Below are 15,681 nucleotides of genomic sequence, written 5' to 3'. Positions count from 1 at the left end.
GAAGTCCGCCGCATCAACCCAGGCCGGTCTGTTCCGAGCCTGTACGACACCCGGTCATCGATCGAGACCCTCGGGCTCCGCCGTCGGACTGGACGGACGTTCCCGGGGATCACTACCGAGGACCGCGAATGCGCGATGCGGTTGATTTCCTTGGATGTAGTTATTGCGTGAAGCGGGCGGCCCGTTCCCTGGGGATCGGGCCGCCCTCAGTCAAACTAGCGGCGCAGGCCGAGACGCTCGATGAGCGAACGGTAGCGGGCAATGTCAACGTTCTTCAGGTAGGTCAGCATGCGCTTGCGACGACCGACCAGTGCGAGCAGGCCGCGCTGGGTGTGGAAGTCGTGCTTGTGCTCCTTCATGTGCTCAGTCAGATCCTTGATCCGCTGAGTCAGGACAGCAATCTGGACCTCGGGCGAACCGGTGTCGCCTTCGGAGGTTGCGTATTCCTTGATGATGGACTGCTTTACAGCGGCGTCGAGTGCCACATGAACTCCTAGAGTTGTGCCGTGCGTCCCGAGTCAGCGCTTCACTGCCGGGTTGCTGGGTGGCGGTGGCCGCGCACACAACAGGTCCAGCCGCCACGGACTGCAGCCGAACCATCGACCAGTTTACCGGCAGCCCGCGCGTGTTGTCGAAACACGGGAATTGCCGGACCGGCGGGCTAGCGGCCGATTTCGGTGCGTACGGCGAAGAGCTCCGGGAAGAAGGTCAGCTCGAGGGCCTTCTGCAGGAAGGACACCCCGCTGGAGCCACCGGTTCCGGCCTTCATGCCGATGGTCCGCTGGACCGTGCGCAGGTGGCGGAAGCGCCACAGCTGGAAGTTGTCCTCGAGGTCCACCAGTTCCTCGCAGGCTTCGTAGGCGCCCCAGTTGTCCTGTGCGTTCTCGTAGATGTGCTTGAAGAGCGGCACCAGTTCCGGGGCGAATTCGTGGGCCTGCGTGACGTCCCGGTCCAGCACTGACGCGGGCACGTCGAAGCCCTGCCGGTGCAGGTAGGCCAGGAACTCGTCGTAGATGCTCGGGGCGTGCAGGAGTTCTTCGAGCATGGCCCTGGACTCCGGGTCGGAGTCGAACACCGGGATCATCTTGGCGTTCTTGTTGCCGAGCGCGAATTCCACCGCGCGGTACTGGGCGGACTGGAACCCGGAGGAGTTGCCCAGGTAGGCACGGAATTCGGAGTATTCCGTGGGCGTCAAGGTGGCCAGCACCGACCACTGCTCGGTGAGAGTCTTCTGGATGTGCTTGACCCGCGCGATGGCCTTGAGGGCTGCGCCGAGATCGTCGGAACGGAGCCAGGCCGCGGCGCTGCGGAGTTCGTGGAGCACCAGCTTCAGCCACAGCTCGGTGGTCTGGTGCTGGATGATGAACAGCAGCTCATCGTGGTGTTCGGGCTGGCTGACCGGCTGCTGCGCGCTCAGGAGCACGGGCAGCTGCAGGTAGGAGCCGTAGCTCATCCGGGTGCTGAAGTCCCGGACGATTCCGTCCTCGAGGGGGCGGGTGTTCTTCTCGATGCTCATTTGGCTCCTTCGCCACACAGGATGTCCCGGGCCTGGACGACGTCCAGGCGCATCTGCTCCACCAGCGCCTCGGGTCCGCGGTACGCGACCATGCCACGCAGCCGGGCGGTGAACTCGACGACGACGGTCTGCCCGTACAGGTCGAAGGCCTCCACGGCTTCCTCGGGACGGTCGATCACGTGCGCCTCGACCTGCCGGCTCACGCCGTCGAAGGTCGGGTTGGACCCGACGGAGATGGCGGCCGGCCAGCGGACGCCGGTTGCGTCGATCAGCCAGCCGGCGTAGATGCCGTCGGCGGGAACGTACCCGGTGGCGTCGTGCGAAAGGTTGGCGGTGGGGAAACCCAGGGCGCGGCCGCGGGCGGCACCGTGGACGACTTCACCGCGCATCCGGTGCGGGCGGCCGAGCACCGCGGTGGCAGTGGCGACGTCGCCCTCGGCGAGGGCCTCCCGGACCCAGGTGGAGGAACAGCGGCGGCCGTTGTCGCCGTCGTGCCAGCTGCCGCCGTCGTCTTCAAGCGGGGCTCCGCCGGCCCCGTACTCGTTGACGACGGTGACGCCGAAGCCGAGGACCGTGCCGAGCTCCTGCATGGTGACCACGTCGCCGGAGTTGCCCGCGCCGAAACGCAGGTCATGCCCCACCACCACGTGGGCCGCGCGCAGCCCGTCCACCAGGACGCCGCGCGCGAATTCTTCGGGGGTCATGGCGGCCAGGTCGAGGTTGTACTTCATCACCAAAACGGCGTCGACGCCGGTCCCGGCCAGGGCGTCCAGCTTGTCCTGCAGTCCCATCAGCAGTTCCGGCGCCGATTCCGGCCGGTGGACCTGCGCCGGGTGCGGGTCGAAGGTGACGACGACCGAGCGGTTGCCGCGCTGCGCGGCGGTGCTCAGGAGGTGCGCCAGGACCTCCTGGTGCCCGCGGTGGACACCGTCAAAGTTTCCGATGGTAACGACACTGGGGCCGAAGTCTTCGGGGACTTCGCTGGGATCGTTCCAGATGTGGACCATCAACCTCGCCTTTTGCTGCTGTTCAGCCAATCACTGCTGTTCACTATGACCCGGCGGCCTGGTCCGGCGCCGGAACTCTCTAAGGGTACCCGTTCGGTTACTGCCCGTTCACCCGGGTGTCTGCCCTGCCCGGCCGGCGTTTGTTCAGCCACAGCAGGCCAAGGACCGGCAGCACCAGGGGCACGAAGCCGTAGCCGCGGCCGAAGAGGGACCAGACGGTGTCGTGCGGGAAGGCGACGGGGTCGAAGAGGCTGAAGGCGCCGACCACGATCACGCCCACGAGTTCCACAAGGACAGCGGCCAGGGACACCTTGAACCAGGTGCGGCCGGGCTTGGCCAGGGAAATCGTGGCCACCACGTACACGAGTGCCGCGAAGGCCGAGAGGACGTGCGCCAGGGGCGCTTCGGCGAACTTGGTGGCGATCTGGTAGCCGGCGCGGGCCGTCGCAGAGATCGCGAACACCGCGTAGACGGCGATCAGCAGCCGCCCGGGGCCGGTGTTCCGGGTATCCTGGCCGCTTTCTTCCGCGTTCTTGGGCGTTGTCTCAGTGGACACCTTCGGTGTTTCTTTCATGTCAGTACCAGATCTGGTTCATGCGGGCGGCCATCACCAAGGCGGTGACGCCGACGGCGGCGAGGACGAAGTTGCTCCAGCGGGTCCGTTCCAGGATGGACCAGTAGACGGCGCCCAGCGGGAGCATGAGGGCGGTGGCGAGGTAGCCCCAGAACTCCCAGGCTTCCCCGGAGATCCGCTCCCCCGCGACCACCCGGACGATGGAGCCCACCAGGTAGACGAGCAGGACGAGTTCGACGGCGGCTACCGAGAGAATGGTGATGTCGTTGGGGGCCTTTTTCATGAGGCCCGCGACGAGGCAGATGACGGTGGAGAGCAGACCGACGGCCAGCACCGAATAGAAGTAACCGTCCACGCTCAGCCGGCCGCCTTCTCGTTGCCGGGCGTGAAGACAAGGACCGGCTTGGCGTGGTTGCCGGAGTCTGCCAGCAGTGCCACCAGTTCCCCGGAGGGAGCGAAGGCGGCCACGGGGTTGTCCGGCGTGGCCGCTTCCGGTGTCCCGGCGGCGGGACCGGCAGCGATGCGGCGGCCGTAGGAAATCTCTATGCTCTCGGCGTCGCTGAGTTCACGGCTGGGCATCAGGGCGCGGGCGGCCCGGGAGATCTCCAGGACGTCCAGCTCCTCTGCGAGCTCCTCCAGGGTGCGGGCCTGGTCCAGGGTGTAGGGTCCCACCTTGGTGCGGCGGAGGGCCGTGAGGTGGCCGCCGACGCCGAGCGCCTCGCCGAGGTCGCGGGCCAGGGCGCGGATGTATGTCCCGGAGGAACAATCCACCTCGACGTCGACGTCGACGACGCGTCCGCCGTCGATCCTGCGGATGTCCAGCACGTCGAAGCGGTGGATGGTGACCGGCCGGGCGGCGAGCTTCACTTCCTCGCCCGAGCGGACGCGCGCATAGGAGCGTTCTCCGTTGACCTTGATGGCGCTGACGCTGCTGGGGACCTGCTGGATGTCTCCGCGGAGGGCTGCGACGCCGCGCTGGATTGCTTCGTCCGTCACCGCGCCGGCGCTGTGGGCGGCGGTGACGTCGCCTTCGGCGTCGTCGGTGATAGTGGCTTCACCCAGCCGGATGGTGGCGGAGTAGCTCTTGGTGGTGCCGACGATGAAGCTCAGCAGGCGCGTGGCCTTGTTGATGCCGAGGACGAGGACGCCGGTGGCCATGGGGTCGAGGGTCCCCGCATGGCCGACTTTCCGGGTACCGGCCAGCCTCCGCATCCGTCCAACCACGTCGTGGCTGGTCCATCCCTGCGGCTTGTCGACAATCACCAGTCCAGAAAGCACGCCTCCCAGTATATCTAGTACTCCGTGCGGTTCTCGTTGTGCCGCCAGGCGTCGAAAGGTTCGTCGGCGCCGTCGACCTCTGCGTGCTGCACCGGCAGCAGGTCCGGGCGGCTGCCGTCGAAGTATTCATAGAACACGGCGTCGTCGAATCCGGCGCGGGCGGCGCCGTGCCGGTCCGCGGCGAAGTAGACACGCTCGATCCTGCCCCACAGGGCTGCGGACAGGCACAGCGGGCAGGGTTCGCAACTGGCGTAGAGGACGGCGCCGCTGAGGTCGAAGCTGCCGCTGGCCGCTGCGGCCCGGCGGATGGCCACCACCTCCGCGTGCGCGGTGGGGTCGTTGTCGCGGGTGACCCGGTTGCTGCCTTCGTGGACGGTCCCGTCCGCGGTGACGACGACGGCGCCGAACGGCCCGCCGCCGTCACCGACGTTCTGCACGGCGAGCCGGATGGCGTGTTCGAGATAGCGTCCGGGATCAGGGTCCGCAGTCATGGTCCGATCTTAGCGGCCCCGGTGCGCTGTCTAGCGGCCGTTGTCCTCGTCGATGTCCTCGTCGGCGCGGAGGTCGATGTCCTCTTCGTCGAAGTCGTCCTCGTCGGTGTCTTCATCGCGGGGAGGGTCGCTCTTGTAGGGGTCGGCGTCGCCGGCGTGCGTGGCACCTGCCGCGAGGGCGGCCACCTCGGCGTCGCGCTGCTTGGCGGTGCGCAGCAGTTCTTCCAGGTTGGAGGCGTTCACGGGCACCATGTCCGGGACGAACTCCAGGGTGGGGGTCAGGCGCACGGTGATGTTGCGGCCGACTTCCTGCCGCAGCACGCCCTTGGCCTTCTCGAGTGCCTTGGCGGCATCGGAGTGCGCGGCGTCGTCACCGAAGACGGTGTAGTACACGGTGGCGTGCTGGAGATCGTTGGTGACCCGGGCATCCGTGATGGTGATGGACTCCACGCGCGGATCCTTGACCCGCCGGCCCAATGCCTCGGCAACAACAACCTTAATCCGCTGCGCCAATTTCGCAGCACGTGCCGGATCAGCCATTTCCACTCCTAAGAAAAATCTGGGGTACGACGGCGACTGGCGGCCCTTTCTGGGACCTTGCCGTGAGCTGCCGCGCACTTGAGGTGAGTCTATGACGATGCCGGAGAGTTTTGGGGGCGCCCGGGAGTGGCATCGGGCCTACCGGAGCCGGGCGGCCCGGGATCGCAGATCCCAGGCCGCCCGGCGTAGGGGCGGGGCGCCCTCAAAACTCGGAGGCACCCCAGCCGACAGTTACCCTAGACGCGCGGCTTTTCGCGCATCTCGAAGGTCTCGATGATGTCGCCTTCGGTGAGGTCGTTGTAGGACCCCAGGCCGATACCACATTCGAACCCTTCGCGGACCTCGGTCGCGTCGTCCTTGAAGCGCTTGAGCGAGTCGACGGAGAGGTTCTCCCCGATGACCTTGCCGTCGCGCAGGACGCGGGCCTTGGTGTTGCGGCGGATGATGCCGGAACGGACGATCGAGCCGGCGATGTTTCCGAACTTGGAGGAACGGAAGACTTCGCGGACTTCGGCGGTGCCCAGCTGGAATTCTTCGTATTCCGGCTTGAGCATGCCCTTGAGTGCGAGCTCGATGTCGTCGATCGCCGAGTAGATGACCGAGTAGAAGCGCATGTCCACGCCTTCACGGTCGGCCAGTTCGGCAACGCGCTCGGCCGGCTTGACGTTGAAGCCGATGATGATGGCGTTGTCCACGGTGGCGAGGTTGACGTCGTTCTGGGTGATGGCACCCACGCCGCGGTGAATGACACGCAGCTGCACGTCCTCGTCGCCCACATCGATCTTGAGCAGGGCGTCTTCGAGGGCTTCCACGGCACCGGAGACGTCACCCTTGAGGATGAGGTTGAGGGTGTCGATCTTGCCTTCGGCCACGGCCTTGTCGAAGTCTTCCAGGCTGATGCGCTTGCGGCGCTTGGCCAGGGCGGCGTTGCGGTCGGCTGCTTCACGCTTTTCGGCGATCTGGCGGGCCGTGCGCTCGTCCGGGGTCACCAGGAAGGTGTCACCGGCGCGCGGCACGTTGGACAGGCCGAGCACCTGGACCGGGCGGGACGGCAGTGCAATGTCCAGGGCGTTGCCGTCCTCGTCGAACATTGCACGGACGCGGCCGTGGGCGGTGCCGGCGACAATGGTGTCGCCGACGGCCAGGGTGCCGGACTGCACCAGGACGGTGGCCACGGAACCGCGGCCCTTGTCCAGGTTGGCTTCGATCGCGATGCCTCGTGCGTCCTTGTCCGGGTTGGCGCGCAGGTCCAGCGCGGCGTCCGCGGTGAGCAGGACGGCGTCGATCAGGTCCTCGATGTTCAGGTTCTGGCGGGCAGAGACCTCAACGAACATGGTGTCGCCACCGTATTCTTCGGGAACCAGGCCGTACTCGGTGAGCTGGCCCTTGACCTTGTCCGGGTTGGCGCCGTCCTTGTCGATCTTGTTGACCGCGACGACGATCGGCACGTTGGCCGCCTGGGCGTGGTTGAGCGCTTCCACCGTCTGCGGCATGACGCCGTCGTCGGCTGCGACCACCAGGATGGCGATGTCGGTGACCTTCGCACCACGGGCACGCATGGCGGTGAACGCCTCGTGACCCGGGGTATCGATGAAGGTGATCTCGCGCATCGCACCTTCGTGCTCGTGGCTGATCTGGTAGGCACCGATGTGCTGGGTGATGCCGCCGTGTTCGCCCGCCACCACGTTGGTCTTGCGGATGGCGTCGAGCAGGCGGGTCTTACCGTGGTCGACGTGGCCCATGACGGTGACAACCGGCGGGCGCGCCTCGAGGACGTCGTCGCCTTCGGCTTCCAGTTCGGCTTCGAGGTCGATGTCGAAGGAATCCAGCAGCTCGCGTTCTTCGTCTTCCGGGGAGACGACCTGGACCTTGTAGCCCAGTTCTTCACCCAGCAGTGCAAAGGTGTCCTCGTCGAGGGACTGCGTGGCGGTGGCCATTTCACCGAGGTGGAACAGCACGGTCACCAGCGCGGCGGGGTTTGCCTCGATCTTGTCGGCGAAGTCCGTGATGGAGGAGCCGCGGCGGAGACGGACAACGGTGCTGCCGTCGCCGCGGGGCACCGAAACGCCGCCCAGGGACGGAGCACTCATCTGCTCCAGTTCCTGGCGCTTTGCACGCTTCGACTTGCGCTGCTTGCCACGGCCTGCGCCGCCCTTGCCGAAGGCACCCTGGGTGCCGCCGCGGCCGCGGCCGCCCTTGCCGAAACCGCCGCCTGCGGGAGCTCCGCCGCCGCCGGTGCCGGGAGCACCGCCCGGACGGCCGGGGCCGCCGGGACGTCCGGCACCGCCCGGACGGCCTGCTCCGGGAGCGGGGCGTTCGGTGCGGTTAGGCATCATGCCCGGGGTCGGGCGGGGGCCGCCGGGGCGCGGAGCACCCGGACGGGGTGCACCCGGACGCGGAGCGCCGGGGCGCGGGCCGCCGGCACCGGCTGCCGGGCGGGGACCGCCGGCGCCTGCAGCGGCGGGACGCGGACCGCCGGGGCGTTCGCCTTCGGTGCGTGCGCCGCCGGGACGCGGCATGCCCTGGGAGGTTGCGAAGGGGTTGTTGCCCGGGCGCGGAGCACGGTCGCCTTCACCGCGGCCGCGGGGCATGCCCTGGGACGTCGCGAAGGGGTTGTTGCCGGGACGCGGGCCGCCGGGGCGCGGAGCCTGGCCCGAACGTGCCGGAGCGGGAGCTTCGCTGCGGGGTGCCGGACGGGCACCGGGCTTGGCGGATACCGGGTTTGCCGCGGGCGCGGCGCTGGCTGCCGCCGGAGCAGCAGGGGCTGCCGGAGCGGGGGCCTTGGGTGCGGCCGGGCCGGGAACCGGACCGGGACGCGAAGCAGCGGGGGCTGCCGGTGCGTTCGAGGCTGCCGGAACCTTCGGGGCGGCGGGGGCCGCAGGCGCTGCTGCCGGGGCTGCACCCGCACCCGGGTAGGCATTGCGAAGCTTCCGCACAACGGGAGCTTCGATGGTGGAGGAAGCGGAACGGACGAATTCGCCCAGTTCCTGCAGTTTTGTCACTGCTTCCTTGGAGGTGATTCCGAGCTCTTTCGCGAGCTCGTGGACGCGGTACTTGGCCACTTTTCTCCTGTCTCGGTCCGCACCGAGCCAGGTACGAACCGTCTACTTCTTACTGCGGACCTCCGCCGCGGATGCAGCTGAAAGGCCCTGTGCAGAGCGCAACAAAGTTGTCATCGTTGCGTACTCATCGCTGGGAACTCATCGGGTTTCCATCAGTTTTCTGACCCGCTTTCAGGTTTGGACGGTTGTTCCGTGGGGGCCGGAGCCTCCGCGGGTGGCATGCCTGCAAGGTAGCGTTCGACGGCGGCCGTGTCGTTCGCGCCCGCGAGGGCACGGGCGAAAGCGCGCCGTTTGGTTGCCAGCATCAGGCAGTTGCCGCTGGGGTGCAGCCACGCACCCCGGCCAGCCATCCGGCGTCGTACATCCACCAGGACGACGGGAGACCTGCCGCCTTCGGCGACCAGCCGGATCAGCTCATTCCGGGTTCCGTGTTTCCGGCATCCGATGCAGGTCCGCACGGGCTGGTGCCCGCGTGAAACGGGTGCGGCCACTGGGTGTTCAACCATCCTCAGTGCCCTAACCCGTCCTTCTTCGTTCCTGCTTCCCGGCACGACCGTAAACGGCGCCAAGGAAAACGGATACCGGACGCAAGCCCGGCCCTAACCAGTCTAGTCCCCCGGGAGCCCGGCCACCGAATCCGCGCAGGTCCGGCCCGGGTTTCCGGGGAAAGCCGCGGGCCGCCTAGTTGCCCTGGCCCTGCGCGGCGTCGGAGACGATATCGATGCGCCAGCCGGTGAGTTTGGCGGCGAGGCGGGCGTTCTGCCCTTCCTTGCCGATGGCGAGCGAGAGCTGGTAGTCCGGGACCACCACGCGGGCGGAGCGGGTGGATTCGTCGATGATGGTGACGGAATTCACACGCGACGGCGAGAGCGAGTTGGCGATGAAGGTGGCCGGATCCTCGCTAAAGTCGACGATGTCGATCTTTTCGTCGTTCAGTTCGGTCATGACGGCGCGCACGCGGGAACCCATTTCGCCGATGCAGGCGCCCTTGGCGTTGATACCCGCGGCGTTGGCCTTGACGGCCATCTTGGTCCGGTGGCCGGCTTCGCGGGCCAGCGCGACGATCTCCACCGAGCGGTCAGCGATCTCCGGCACTTCGAGTTCGAACAGCTTCCGGACCAGGCCGGGGTGCGAACGGGACAGGGTGATGGAGGGACCCTTGGCGCCGCGGTGCACGTCCACCACGTAGGCGCGCAGGCGGCTGCCATGTGTGTACTTCTCGCCGGGGACCTGCTCGGGCGGAGGCAGGAGTGCCTCGACGGTGCCGAGGTTGACCTGGATCATGTGCGGGTTGTTGCCCTGCTGGATCAGGCCCGCCACCAGTTCGCCCTCGCGGCCCTTGAACTCGCCCAGGACGTTGTCGTCCTCGACGTCGCGCAGGCGCTGCAGGATGATCTGGCGCGCGGTGCTGGCCGCGATCCGGCCGAACCCGGCCGGGGTGTCCTCGAACTCTCCGACGGCTTCGCCGTCGTCGTTGAACTCGGTGGCCCAGATGGTCACGTGGCCGCTCTTGCGGTCCAGTTCGGCGCGGGCTTTCTCGTAGGCGCCGGGCGTCTTGTGGTAGGCCACCAGAAGGGCCTGCTCGATGGTGGGGATCAGGAGGTCAAGGGGGATCTCGCGCTCTCGCTCCAGGAGCCTCAGCGCACTCATGTCAATATCCATTAGGCCTCCTCGGAAGGTCCGTTGTGCTCGTCTGCCAGCCCGGCCTCGTCGAGGTGGCTGAATTCAATTTCGACTTTTCCTTGCCGGATCCTGTCGAAGGAAAGCTTCACGGGGTCGCCCTGCTTGGGCTTCATCCCCTTCTTGACCTCGAGTTCCGGGATCAGGGTCACGCCGTCGTCGTCGACGGACTGGATCCTTCCGGTGACGTTCTCGCCCTGGATGACGTTGACCTTCACCATGCGGCCGCGGGCGCGGTGCCAGTGGCGGGGTTCGGTCAGCGGGCGCGAGACGCCGGGCGAGGAGACTTCGAGGTCGTAGGGCCGGCCGTCGTCGTGCGGATCGTTGTCCAGCACGTCGGACAAGGCCCGGGAGATTTCAGCGATGACGTCAAGGCTCACGCCGCCGGTTTCCTCCTGCGGGAGGTCGATGACCACCTGGACGGTGCGGTGCGAGCCCGCCACCTGGACCGTGACGTCCTCGAGGTACAGCCGGTTGGCCTGGACCACGGGCTCCAGCAGGGCCTTGAGCCTGCTTTCTTCGGGGTTCCCGGCGCCTGCCGCCTGCGCTCCAGCCTGGTCTGTTGAAGTCCTGGCTTCCGAATGACTCACTGGCCAGCCGCCTCCCGTTCGATGTTGTTGTGAGTACTAGGGTATCGAGTTTCAGGACAGGGTGGTGCACCGCGGTTCCTCCGGCGGCCCCCGCACATGACACCATGGACTGTTGTGAATGACGAGAGTGCGGAAAATCCGGAGCGCCCTGCGGAAAATCAAGGGATGCCCCGCTGGGTGAAGGCCCTGCTTGTGTCGTTGCTCGCAGTTCTCGTCCTCGGCACCGGAGTGGTGCTGCTGCCCTCGCGGGAACAGCCAGATCCGGAGCCCCCGTTTTCCGAGACGGCACGGGCAACCGCCTACGCGGAAACGCGCGCCCTGCTAGATGGTGCGAGTGCCGCGGGCAGTTCGCCGGCCACGGTGACCCTGCTGGAAAGCCAGGCCCGGGCGTTGCTTGCGCCCGCTCCGGCGTCCGCCGCCCCCTCGGGTGCCGTTTCGTCAGCCCCGTCCGCCCCGGCCGGCAAGGCGGCCTTCCTCGGCGGGCTGGCCCGCAGTGCCGCACAGCGCCTCGCGGATGCCGGAAAGAGCGACGGCGGAACGGCCCGCCTGCTCGCCGCGGTCGGCACGGCGCAGTTGCTGGAGTCCGGGCGGCTCGCCCGGGCATGGGGGCTGCCCCTACCCGCCCAACCCGCGCTGCCGGAGTCCCCCGCACCGTCCTCCTCTGTGCTGTCGTCCCCCGCGCTGTCCTCCCCCGCGCCGTCCTCATCTTCACCGGAGGCCTCCTGCCCCGCCGGTGGCAGCACCGCGGCGCCAAGCACTGCGACGGACGACGCGGGGGCTCCCGGCCCCGGCGAGGCGCTGGCCGCCGTCGTGCGCGCCGAACAGGAAGCCGTGTATATCTATCAGGTGGCCCGCACGCGGCTGGAGGGAACAGCGGCGGCGACGGCGGCGCGGGACCTGGCCGGCCACCAGGACCTTCTGCGTGAAGCCGAAGCCCTGGCCCGGCAACTGTGCACCGAACCGCCGCCGCGCGAGGCCGGGTACCGGCTGCCGGCCGGCTTCGCGTCCCAGGCGGCGGCGCTCGGGGAACAGGAATCGGCGGCCCTTCCGGCCTACGGTGAACTGGTGGCCCTGTCCGACGGCGGGACCCGGAACTGGGCGATCGCCGGCCTGCTGGACAGCGCCCGCCGGATGGAGTCCTGGGGGACGTTGTCCGGAGCCCTGCCGGGGCTCTCGGTTGACCCTGCGGCCCTGCCGGAACTGCCCGGAAGCACGGCCGCTCCGGCGCCGTAGGCCAGCCTTGCTTTGCTGGCGCCTGCGGCCGTGGAGTGCTTGGCTGGAGCCATGGCATCCACCGAAAAGGCCGCACGCCACGACAACGAACCGCACGAGAACGATCTTGCCCGCAGGCTGAACTGGCTGCGCGCCGGAGTGCTTGGGGCCAACGACGGGATTGTTTCCGTGGCGGCGATCGTGGTGGGCGTCGCCGGTGCCACCACAAACACCGGTGCGATCCTGGCCGCCGGTGCCGCGGGCGCGCTGGGCGGTGCCGTTTCCATGGCGCTGGGCGAGTATGTGTCGGTGAGCAGCCAGAGCGACAGCCAGAGGGCCCTGATCGAGAAGGAGCGCCGGGAACTCGAAGAACAGCCCGAAGAGGAGCTGTCCGAACTCGCCGCCATCTACGAGGCCAAGGGGCTGAGCTCCGGGACTGCGTGGACCGTGGCGAAGGAACTGACGGCGCACAACGCGCTGGCGGCCCACCTGTCCGCCGAGTTGAACATTGATGAGGACGGCATCGTCAGTCCGTGGCACGCGGCGTTCGCCTCCGCGGTCGCCTTCACCCTGGGCGCCCTGCTCCCCCTGGTGTCGATCCTGCTCCCGCCGCCGGCCCTGCGGGTTCCGCTGACGTTCGCCTCGGTGCTGCTGGCGCTGGCCCTGACCGGCGCGGTGGGTGCCTGGATCGGCGGCAGCTCCAGAACCCGGGCCGCCGTCCGGGTGGTGCTCGGCGGCGCCCTTGCCCTCGCCGCGACGTTCAGCCTGGGCAGCCTGCTGGGGTCGACCGGGGTCATCTGAGGCTGCCGGTTCCGAAAGGGCCTGGCGTTGCTTAACGATGCGGCCTGGGGCGGGGGCACCCGTTTGCCGTTTCTTGTCGGAAACCGGCATTCAGAGCGACCACAAATGGCAATAGCTTGACCGGCGCGCTCAGGCGCCTGGTCTCAGGCTGGACCGGGGTCCCAGCCGCGTTCCAGGAGAGCCTTCCGGTCCCTCGTCACGGCTGATGTCGCTGCGGCGCTGGGCCGGCGTAGCGTGGTGGCCGCCGTCGTACTGGATGGCAACTTTGTACTCCTCGTACGACATGTCCGGGGGCCCAGGGCACGGCGTTGTCCGCCCAAAGGCGAAGATCCCCAGGTTCTCGGGCGCAGAGCCCTCCCGCCCCTGGCCCGGACCCCGGCGCTGGACAAGCCCGGCTTCCGCGGCCCGGGAGGGCGGTGGGGATAGTCTGGCAGGTATGAGGAGCCATATTCCGGTGCCGGCTGACCTGCGGGCGCGCTATTCGCGCACCGCGGAGGGACGGGCATGGCTTGCGGCGCTCCCGGGACACCTCGAGGCCGGTCTGGAACGCTGGGGGCTCACCGCCGACCTGCCGCCGGGGGCGGAGCCCTGGAACGGCCACGGCGGAGTGGTGCTGCCCGTGCTGCGGGACGGCGCGCCAGCCGTGCTCAAAGTGGCGTTCCCGCATCCGGAAGCCGTGGTGGAGTCCCGCGCCCTCGCCCTGTGGAACGGGCACGGCGCCGTGCGGCTGCTGGAAGCGGACCAGGACAGCTGTTCCATGCTCCTGGAAAGGCTCGACGCCGGCCGCTGGCTGCAGGATGCCCCGCTGGACCGCGCACGGGACGTATGGGGATCTGTGGTGCGGCAACTCAGCATCGATGCCGCCGACGGCCCCGCCTGGGAGGAGTTCGAGCACGCGGCGGCGAAGGCCGAGCGCTGGAGCGATGAGCTTCCGGCCGAGTGGGAGCACTTGGGCCGGCCCTTCCCCCGCTGGCTCCTGGAAGCGGCCCTGGAGGTGTGCCAGACCCGCGGCGCCGTGGGCCGGCGGGCAGGCCGGGACGTCCTGGTCCACGCCGACCTGCATTTCATGAACATCCTTCCCCTTCCCGGCACCGGCGCTGTGCCCGACGCCGGCAGTTACCGTGCCATCGATCCGCAGCCGGTGATCGGCGAGGCCGAGTTCGGGGTTGCCCCCGTGCTGTGGAACCGGATCGCCGAACTGCCGCGGTCCTCCCCCGAACTGGCGCTGCTGGAACGGTGCACCGACTTCAGCAACGCCGCCGGCCTGGACCCGGAAACGGCCCGGCAATGGAGCCTGACCAGGGAGGTGCAGAACGCGCTGTGGTCCGCCGCGAAGCCCGGGCACGACGGCGACCTCGCCCGCTCCCTGTGGGTAGCCAGCACCCTGGCCGGGCGGACCCTGGAGGGCCTGCCTGCCGCCCACGAACTGCCGGAACCCGGCGGCGCGGCCCTCCGTTAAGCGCCCAGAAATCCAGCCGCCCTCAGCTAGGCGGTCGCGGCGAGGGCGTCCCTGATGGTCTGCACTGAGGTGTCGATGTCATCACTGTCGGTGGACCAATTGCTGACCGAAACCCTGAGGATGTCCCGCCCGTGCCAGCGCGATCCGGACATCCACACCCGGCCGTCGGCCATGATGTACTCGGTCACGGCCCGGGTGCGGGCGTCGCTGCCGAAGGCCAGCGAGAGCTGGGTGTAGACAACGTCGTTGAGCACCTCGACGCCGGGCACGTCGGCGAGCCGGGCCGCCAGATCCGCCGTGCAGGCCGCACGCCCGGCAACCAGGGCGCGGACGCCGTCGGCCCCCAATGCACGCAACGCTGCCCAGACCGGAACCCCGCGGGCGCGGCGGGACAGTTCCGGGGACTTTTCCATCGGGTCCCCCGGACCGTGGTCCTCCTGGGGCAGGTATTCGGCGTGCATGCCGATGGCAGGGCGCAGGGCGGCGACGTCGCGCACCACCACTATCCCGGCGTCGTACGGAGCGTTCAGGGTCTTGTGGGCGTCGGTCCCCCAGGAATCAGCCAGGGCCACCCCGTCCCACAGCGGCCGCAATTCGGGCACCGCGGCCGCCCAGAGGCCGAAGGCGCCGTCGACGTGAACCCACGCATCATGTTCCTTCGCGGCGGCGATGGCCTCGGGGAAAGGATCGAACGCGCCCGAATGGATGTTGCCTGCCTGGAGGCACACGATGGCGGGCCCCTTGCCGCTCTCGAGCGCCCGGCGCAGGGCCGCGGCTTCGATCCTGCCCTGGGCGTCCGCCGGAACCACTTCGGGCGCGCCGAGACCCAGGAAGCGCAGCGCCATGTCCAGGCTCTCGTGCCGTTCGGCTCCTGCCAGGACACGCAGCACGGGAGCGCCGTTGAGGCCGTTGGCGTTCACATCCCAGCCGGCGGCCTCCAGTTGGCGCCACCGCGCCGCCGCCAGGGCCGTGAAATTGGCCATGCTCGCCCCGGTGGTGAAGCCGACGTCGGAGCCTTCCGGCAGCCCGAGGAGTTCCAGCAGCCACTGGCCCGCGGCCTGTTCGATCGCCGCCGTCGCGGGCGAAGCAAAACGCAGGCCGGTGTTCTGGTCCCAGGCCGAGACCAGCCAGTCCGCGGCCATGGCCGAGGGCAGTGTCCCGCCGATCACCCAACCGAAGAAGCGGCCGGATTGCATGGCCATTAGCCCGGGTTCGGCATTGCGCGCCAGGAAATCAATGAGCTGTTCAGGATCCATGCCCTCAGCGGGCAGGGGACCGCCGAACGCCGAGTTGACCTGGTCCGCCGTCTTCGATGGCCTGACCTGCCGTGCCGGCAGCGCTTGCAACCATGCCTTGGCGTGCTCCGCCGCGCGCCCGAGAACCCGCTCGTACTCACCGGAATCGGCCCACATGGGAGCATGCTACGCCTGTGCGCAGCGGGAAGACATGGCTTCTTGTCAGTGCCCCGTCA

At 68.7% G+C, this 15,681-nt stretch carries 16 protein-coding genes; 3 read left to right on the top strand and 13 right to left on the bottom strand.

Features of this window, described 5'->3' with window-relative positions; genetic code table 11:
* Positions 1-215: 215 nt before the first annotated feature.
* From rpsO to rimP, 12 genes are all read right to left on the bottom strand, one after another.
* Positions 216-485: a 30S ribosomal protein S15 gene (rpsO, locus tag BLP88_RS11025; RefSeq protein ID WP_070350904.1), complete on the bottom strand. Its 270-nt coding sequence runs from the start codon at positions 483-485 to the stop codon at positions 216-218.
* Between the two features lie 176 nt (positions 486-661).
* Positions 662-1,516 carry a tryptophan 2,3-dioxygenase gene (gene kynA / locus BLP88_RS11020; RefSeq protein ID WP_074589164.1) on the bottom strand — a complete coding sequence of 285 codons (855 nt, stop codon included), beginning with the start codon at positions 1,514-1,516 and terminating at the stop codon, positions 662-664.
* Positions 1,513-2,523, bottom strand: a complete 1,011-nt coding sequence (locus BLP88_RS11015) for a bifunctional riboflavin kinase/FAD synthetase (RefSeq protein WP_074589162.1) — start codon at positions 2,521-2,523, stop codon at positions 1,513-1,515. The genes kynA and BLP88_RS11015 overlap by 4 nt, the downstream gene beginning before the upstream one ends.
* A gap of 97 nt (positions 2,524-2,620) precedes the next feature.
* Positions 2,621-3,097, bottom strand: a complete 477-nt coding sequence (locus BLP88_RS11010; RefSeq protein ID WP_074589161.1) for a hypothetical protein — start codon at positions 3,095-3,097, stop codon at positions 2,621-2,623.
* A 1-nt stretch (position 3,098) separates the two neighbouring features.
* A complete protein-coding gene (locus BLP88_RS11005; protein ID WP_074589160.1) occupies positions 3,099-3,452 on the bottom strand; it encodes a hypothetical protein in 354 nt (117 codons plus the stop codon).
* Between the two features lie 2 nt (positions 3,453-3,454).
* Entirely contained in the window at positions 3,455-4,375 is a 921-nt protein-coding gene (gene truB, locus BLP88_RS11000) for a tRNA pseudouridine(55) synthase TruB (protein ID WP_074589158.1), read from the bottom strand.
* Positions 4,376-4,389: 14 nt separating this feature from the next.
* Positions 4,390-4,866 (bottom strand): nucleoside deaminase, encoded by a 477-nt coding sequence (locus BLP88_RS10995; RefSeq protein WP_074589157.1) that lies wholly within the window; start codon positions 4,864-4,866, stop codon positions 4,390-4,392.
* A gap of 30 nt (positions 4,867-4,896) precedes the next feature.
* A complete protein-coding gene (gene rbfA / locus BLP88_RS10990; RefSeq protein WP_074589156.1) occupies positions 4,897-5,406 on the bottom strand; it encodes a 30S ribosome-binding factor RbfA in 510 nt (169 codons plus the stop codon).
* A 236-nt stretch (positions 5,407-5,642) separates the two neighbouring features.
* Positions 5,643-8,468 (bottom strand): translation initiation factor IF-2, encoded by a 2,826-nt coding sequence (infB, locus tag BLP88_RS10985; RefSeq protein ID WP_074589155.1) that lies wholly within the window; start codon positions 8,466-8,468, stop codon positions 5,643-5,645.
* 152 nt (positions 8,469-8,620) lie between these two features.
* Positions 8,621-8,974 carry a YlxR family protein gene (locus tag BLP88_RS10980; RefSeq protein ID WP_074589153.1) on the bottom strand — a complete coding sequence of 118 codons (354 nt, stop codon included), beginning with the start codon at positions 8,972-8,974 and terminating at the stop codon, positions 8,621-8,623.
* Positions 8,975-9,149: 175 nt separating this feature from the next.
* Positions 9,150-10,130: a transcription termination factor NusA gene (gene nusA, locus BLP88_RS10975; protein ID WP_074589152.1), complete on the bottom strand. Its 981-nt coding sequence runs from the start codon at positions 10,128-10,130 to the stop codon at positions 9,150-9,152.
* Complete coding sequence (gene rimP / locus BLP88_RS10970) at positions 10,130-10,738, bottom strand: ribosome maturation factor RimP (RefSeq protein ID WP_074589151.1); 609 nt, start codon at positions 10,736-10,738, stop codon at positions 10,130-10,132. Before rimP ends, nusA begins: the two co-directional genes overlap by 1 nt.
* 165 nt (positions 10,739-10,903) lie before the next feature.
* On the opposite strand from rimP, the gene BLP88_RS10965 reads away from it, so the two are divergent.
* From BLP88_RS10965 to BLP88_RS10955, 3 genes are all read left to right on the top strand, one after another.
* A complete protein-coding gene (locus tag BLP88_RS10965) occupies positions 10,904-11,971 on the top strand; it encodes a DUF4439 domain-containing protein (protein WP_245679842.1) in 1,068 nt (355 codons plus the stop codon).
* A 51-nt stretch (positions 11,972-12,022) separates the two neighbouring features.
* On the top strand, positions 12,023-12,751 hold the full coding sequence (locus BLP88_RS10960) for a VIT1/CCC1 transporter family protein (protein WP_074589150.1): 729 nt from the start codon (positions 12,023-12,025) through the stop codon (positions 12,749-12,751).
* 436 nt (positions 12,752-13,187) lie between these two features.
* The gene (locus BLP88_RS10955; RefSeq protein ID WP_074589148.1) at positions 13,188-14,210 is read left to right on the top strand and encodes an aminoglycoside phosphotransferase family protein; all 1,023 of its coding nucleotides are present in this window, start codon (positions 13,188-13,190) and stop codon (positions 14,208-14,210) included.
* Between the two features lie 26 nt (positions 14,211-14,236).
* On the opposite strand, the gene BLP88_RS10950 is transcribed toward BLP88_RS10955, so the two are convergent.
* Positions 14,237-15,622 (bottom strand): pyridoxal phosphate-dependent decarboxylase family protein, encoded by a 1,386-nt coding sequence (locus tag BLP88_RS10950; protein ID WP_074589147.1) that lies wholly within the window; start codon positions 15,620-15,622, stop codon positions 14,237-14,239.
* Between the last annotated feature and the right edge of the window lie 59 nt (positions 15,623-15,681).

It is taken from the genome of Arthrobacter cupressi, from assembly GCF_900099975.1.
GTDB classification, from domain to species: domain Bacteria; phylum Actinomycetota; class Actinomycetes; order Actinomycetales; family Micrococcaceae; genus Arthrobacter; species Arthrobacter cupressi.
The sequence above is the reverse complement of the archived record's forward strand: the minus strand, read 5'-3'. Positions and strand labels throughout refer to the sequence as shown.

Excerpts from the sequence above, each read along its gene's own strand:
- kynA (WP_074589164.1), bottom strand. The coding sequence starts at position 1,516 with ATGAGCATCGAGAAGAACACCCGCCCCCTCGAGGACGGAATCGTCCGG.
- BLP88_RS11015 (WP_074589162.1), bottom strand. The coding sequence starts at position 2,523 with ATGGTCCACATCTGGAACGATCCCAGCGAAGTCCCCGAAGACTTCGGC.
- BLP88_RS11010 (WP_074589161.1), bottom strand. The coding sequence starts at position 3,097 with ATGAAAGAAACACCGAAGGTGTCCACTGAGACAACGCCCAAGAACGCG.
- BLP88_RS10995 (WP_074589157.1), bottom strand. The coding sequence starts at position 4,866 with ATGACTGCGGACCCTGATCCCGGACGCTATCTCGAACACGCCATCCGG.
- rbfA (WP_074589156.1), bottom strand. The coding sequence starts at position 5,406 with ATGGCTGATCCGGCACGTGCTGCGAAATTGGCGCAGCGGATTAAGGTT.
- BLP88_RS10980 (WP_074589153.1), bottom strand. The coding sequence starts at position 8,974 with ATGGTTGAACACCCAGTGGCCGCACCCGTTTCACGCGGGCACCAGCCC.
- nusA (WP_074589152.1), bottom strand. The coding sequence starts at position 10,130 with ATGGATATTGACATGAGTGCGCTGAGGCTCCTGGAGCGAGAGCGCGAG.
- BLP88_RS10965 (WP_245679842.1), top strand. The coding sequence starts at position 10,904 with ATGCCCCGCTGGGTGAAGGCCCTGCTTGTGTCGTTGCTCGCAGTTCTC.
- BLP88_RS10960 (WP_074589150.1), top strand. The coding sequence starts at position 12,023 with ATGGCATCCACCGAAAAGGCCGCACGCCACGACAACGAACCGCACGAG.
- BLP88_RS10955 (WP_074589148.1), top strand. The coding sequence starts at position 13,188 with ATGAGGAGCCATATTCCGGTGCCGGCTGACCTGCGGGCGCGCTATTCG.
- BLP88_RS10950 (WP_074589147.1), bottom strand. The coding sequence starts at position 15,622 with ATGTGGGCCGATTCCGGTGAGTACGAGCGGGTTCTCGGGCGCGCGGCG.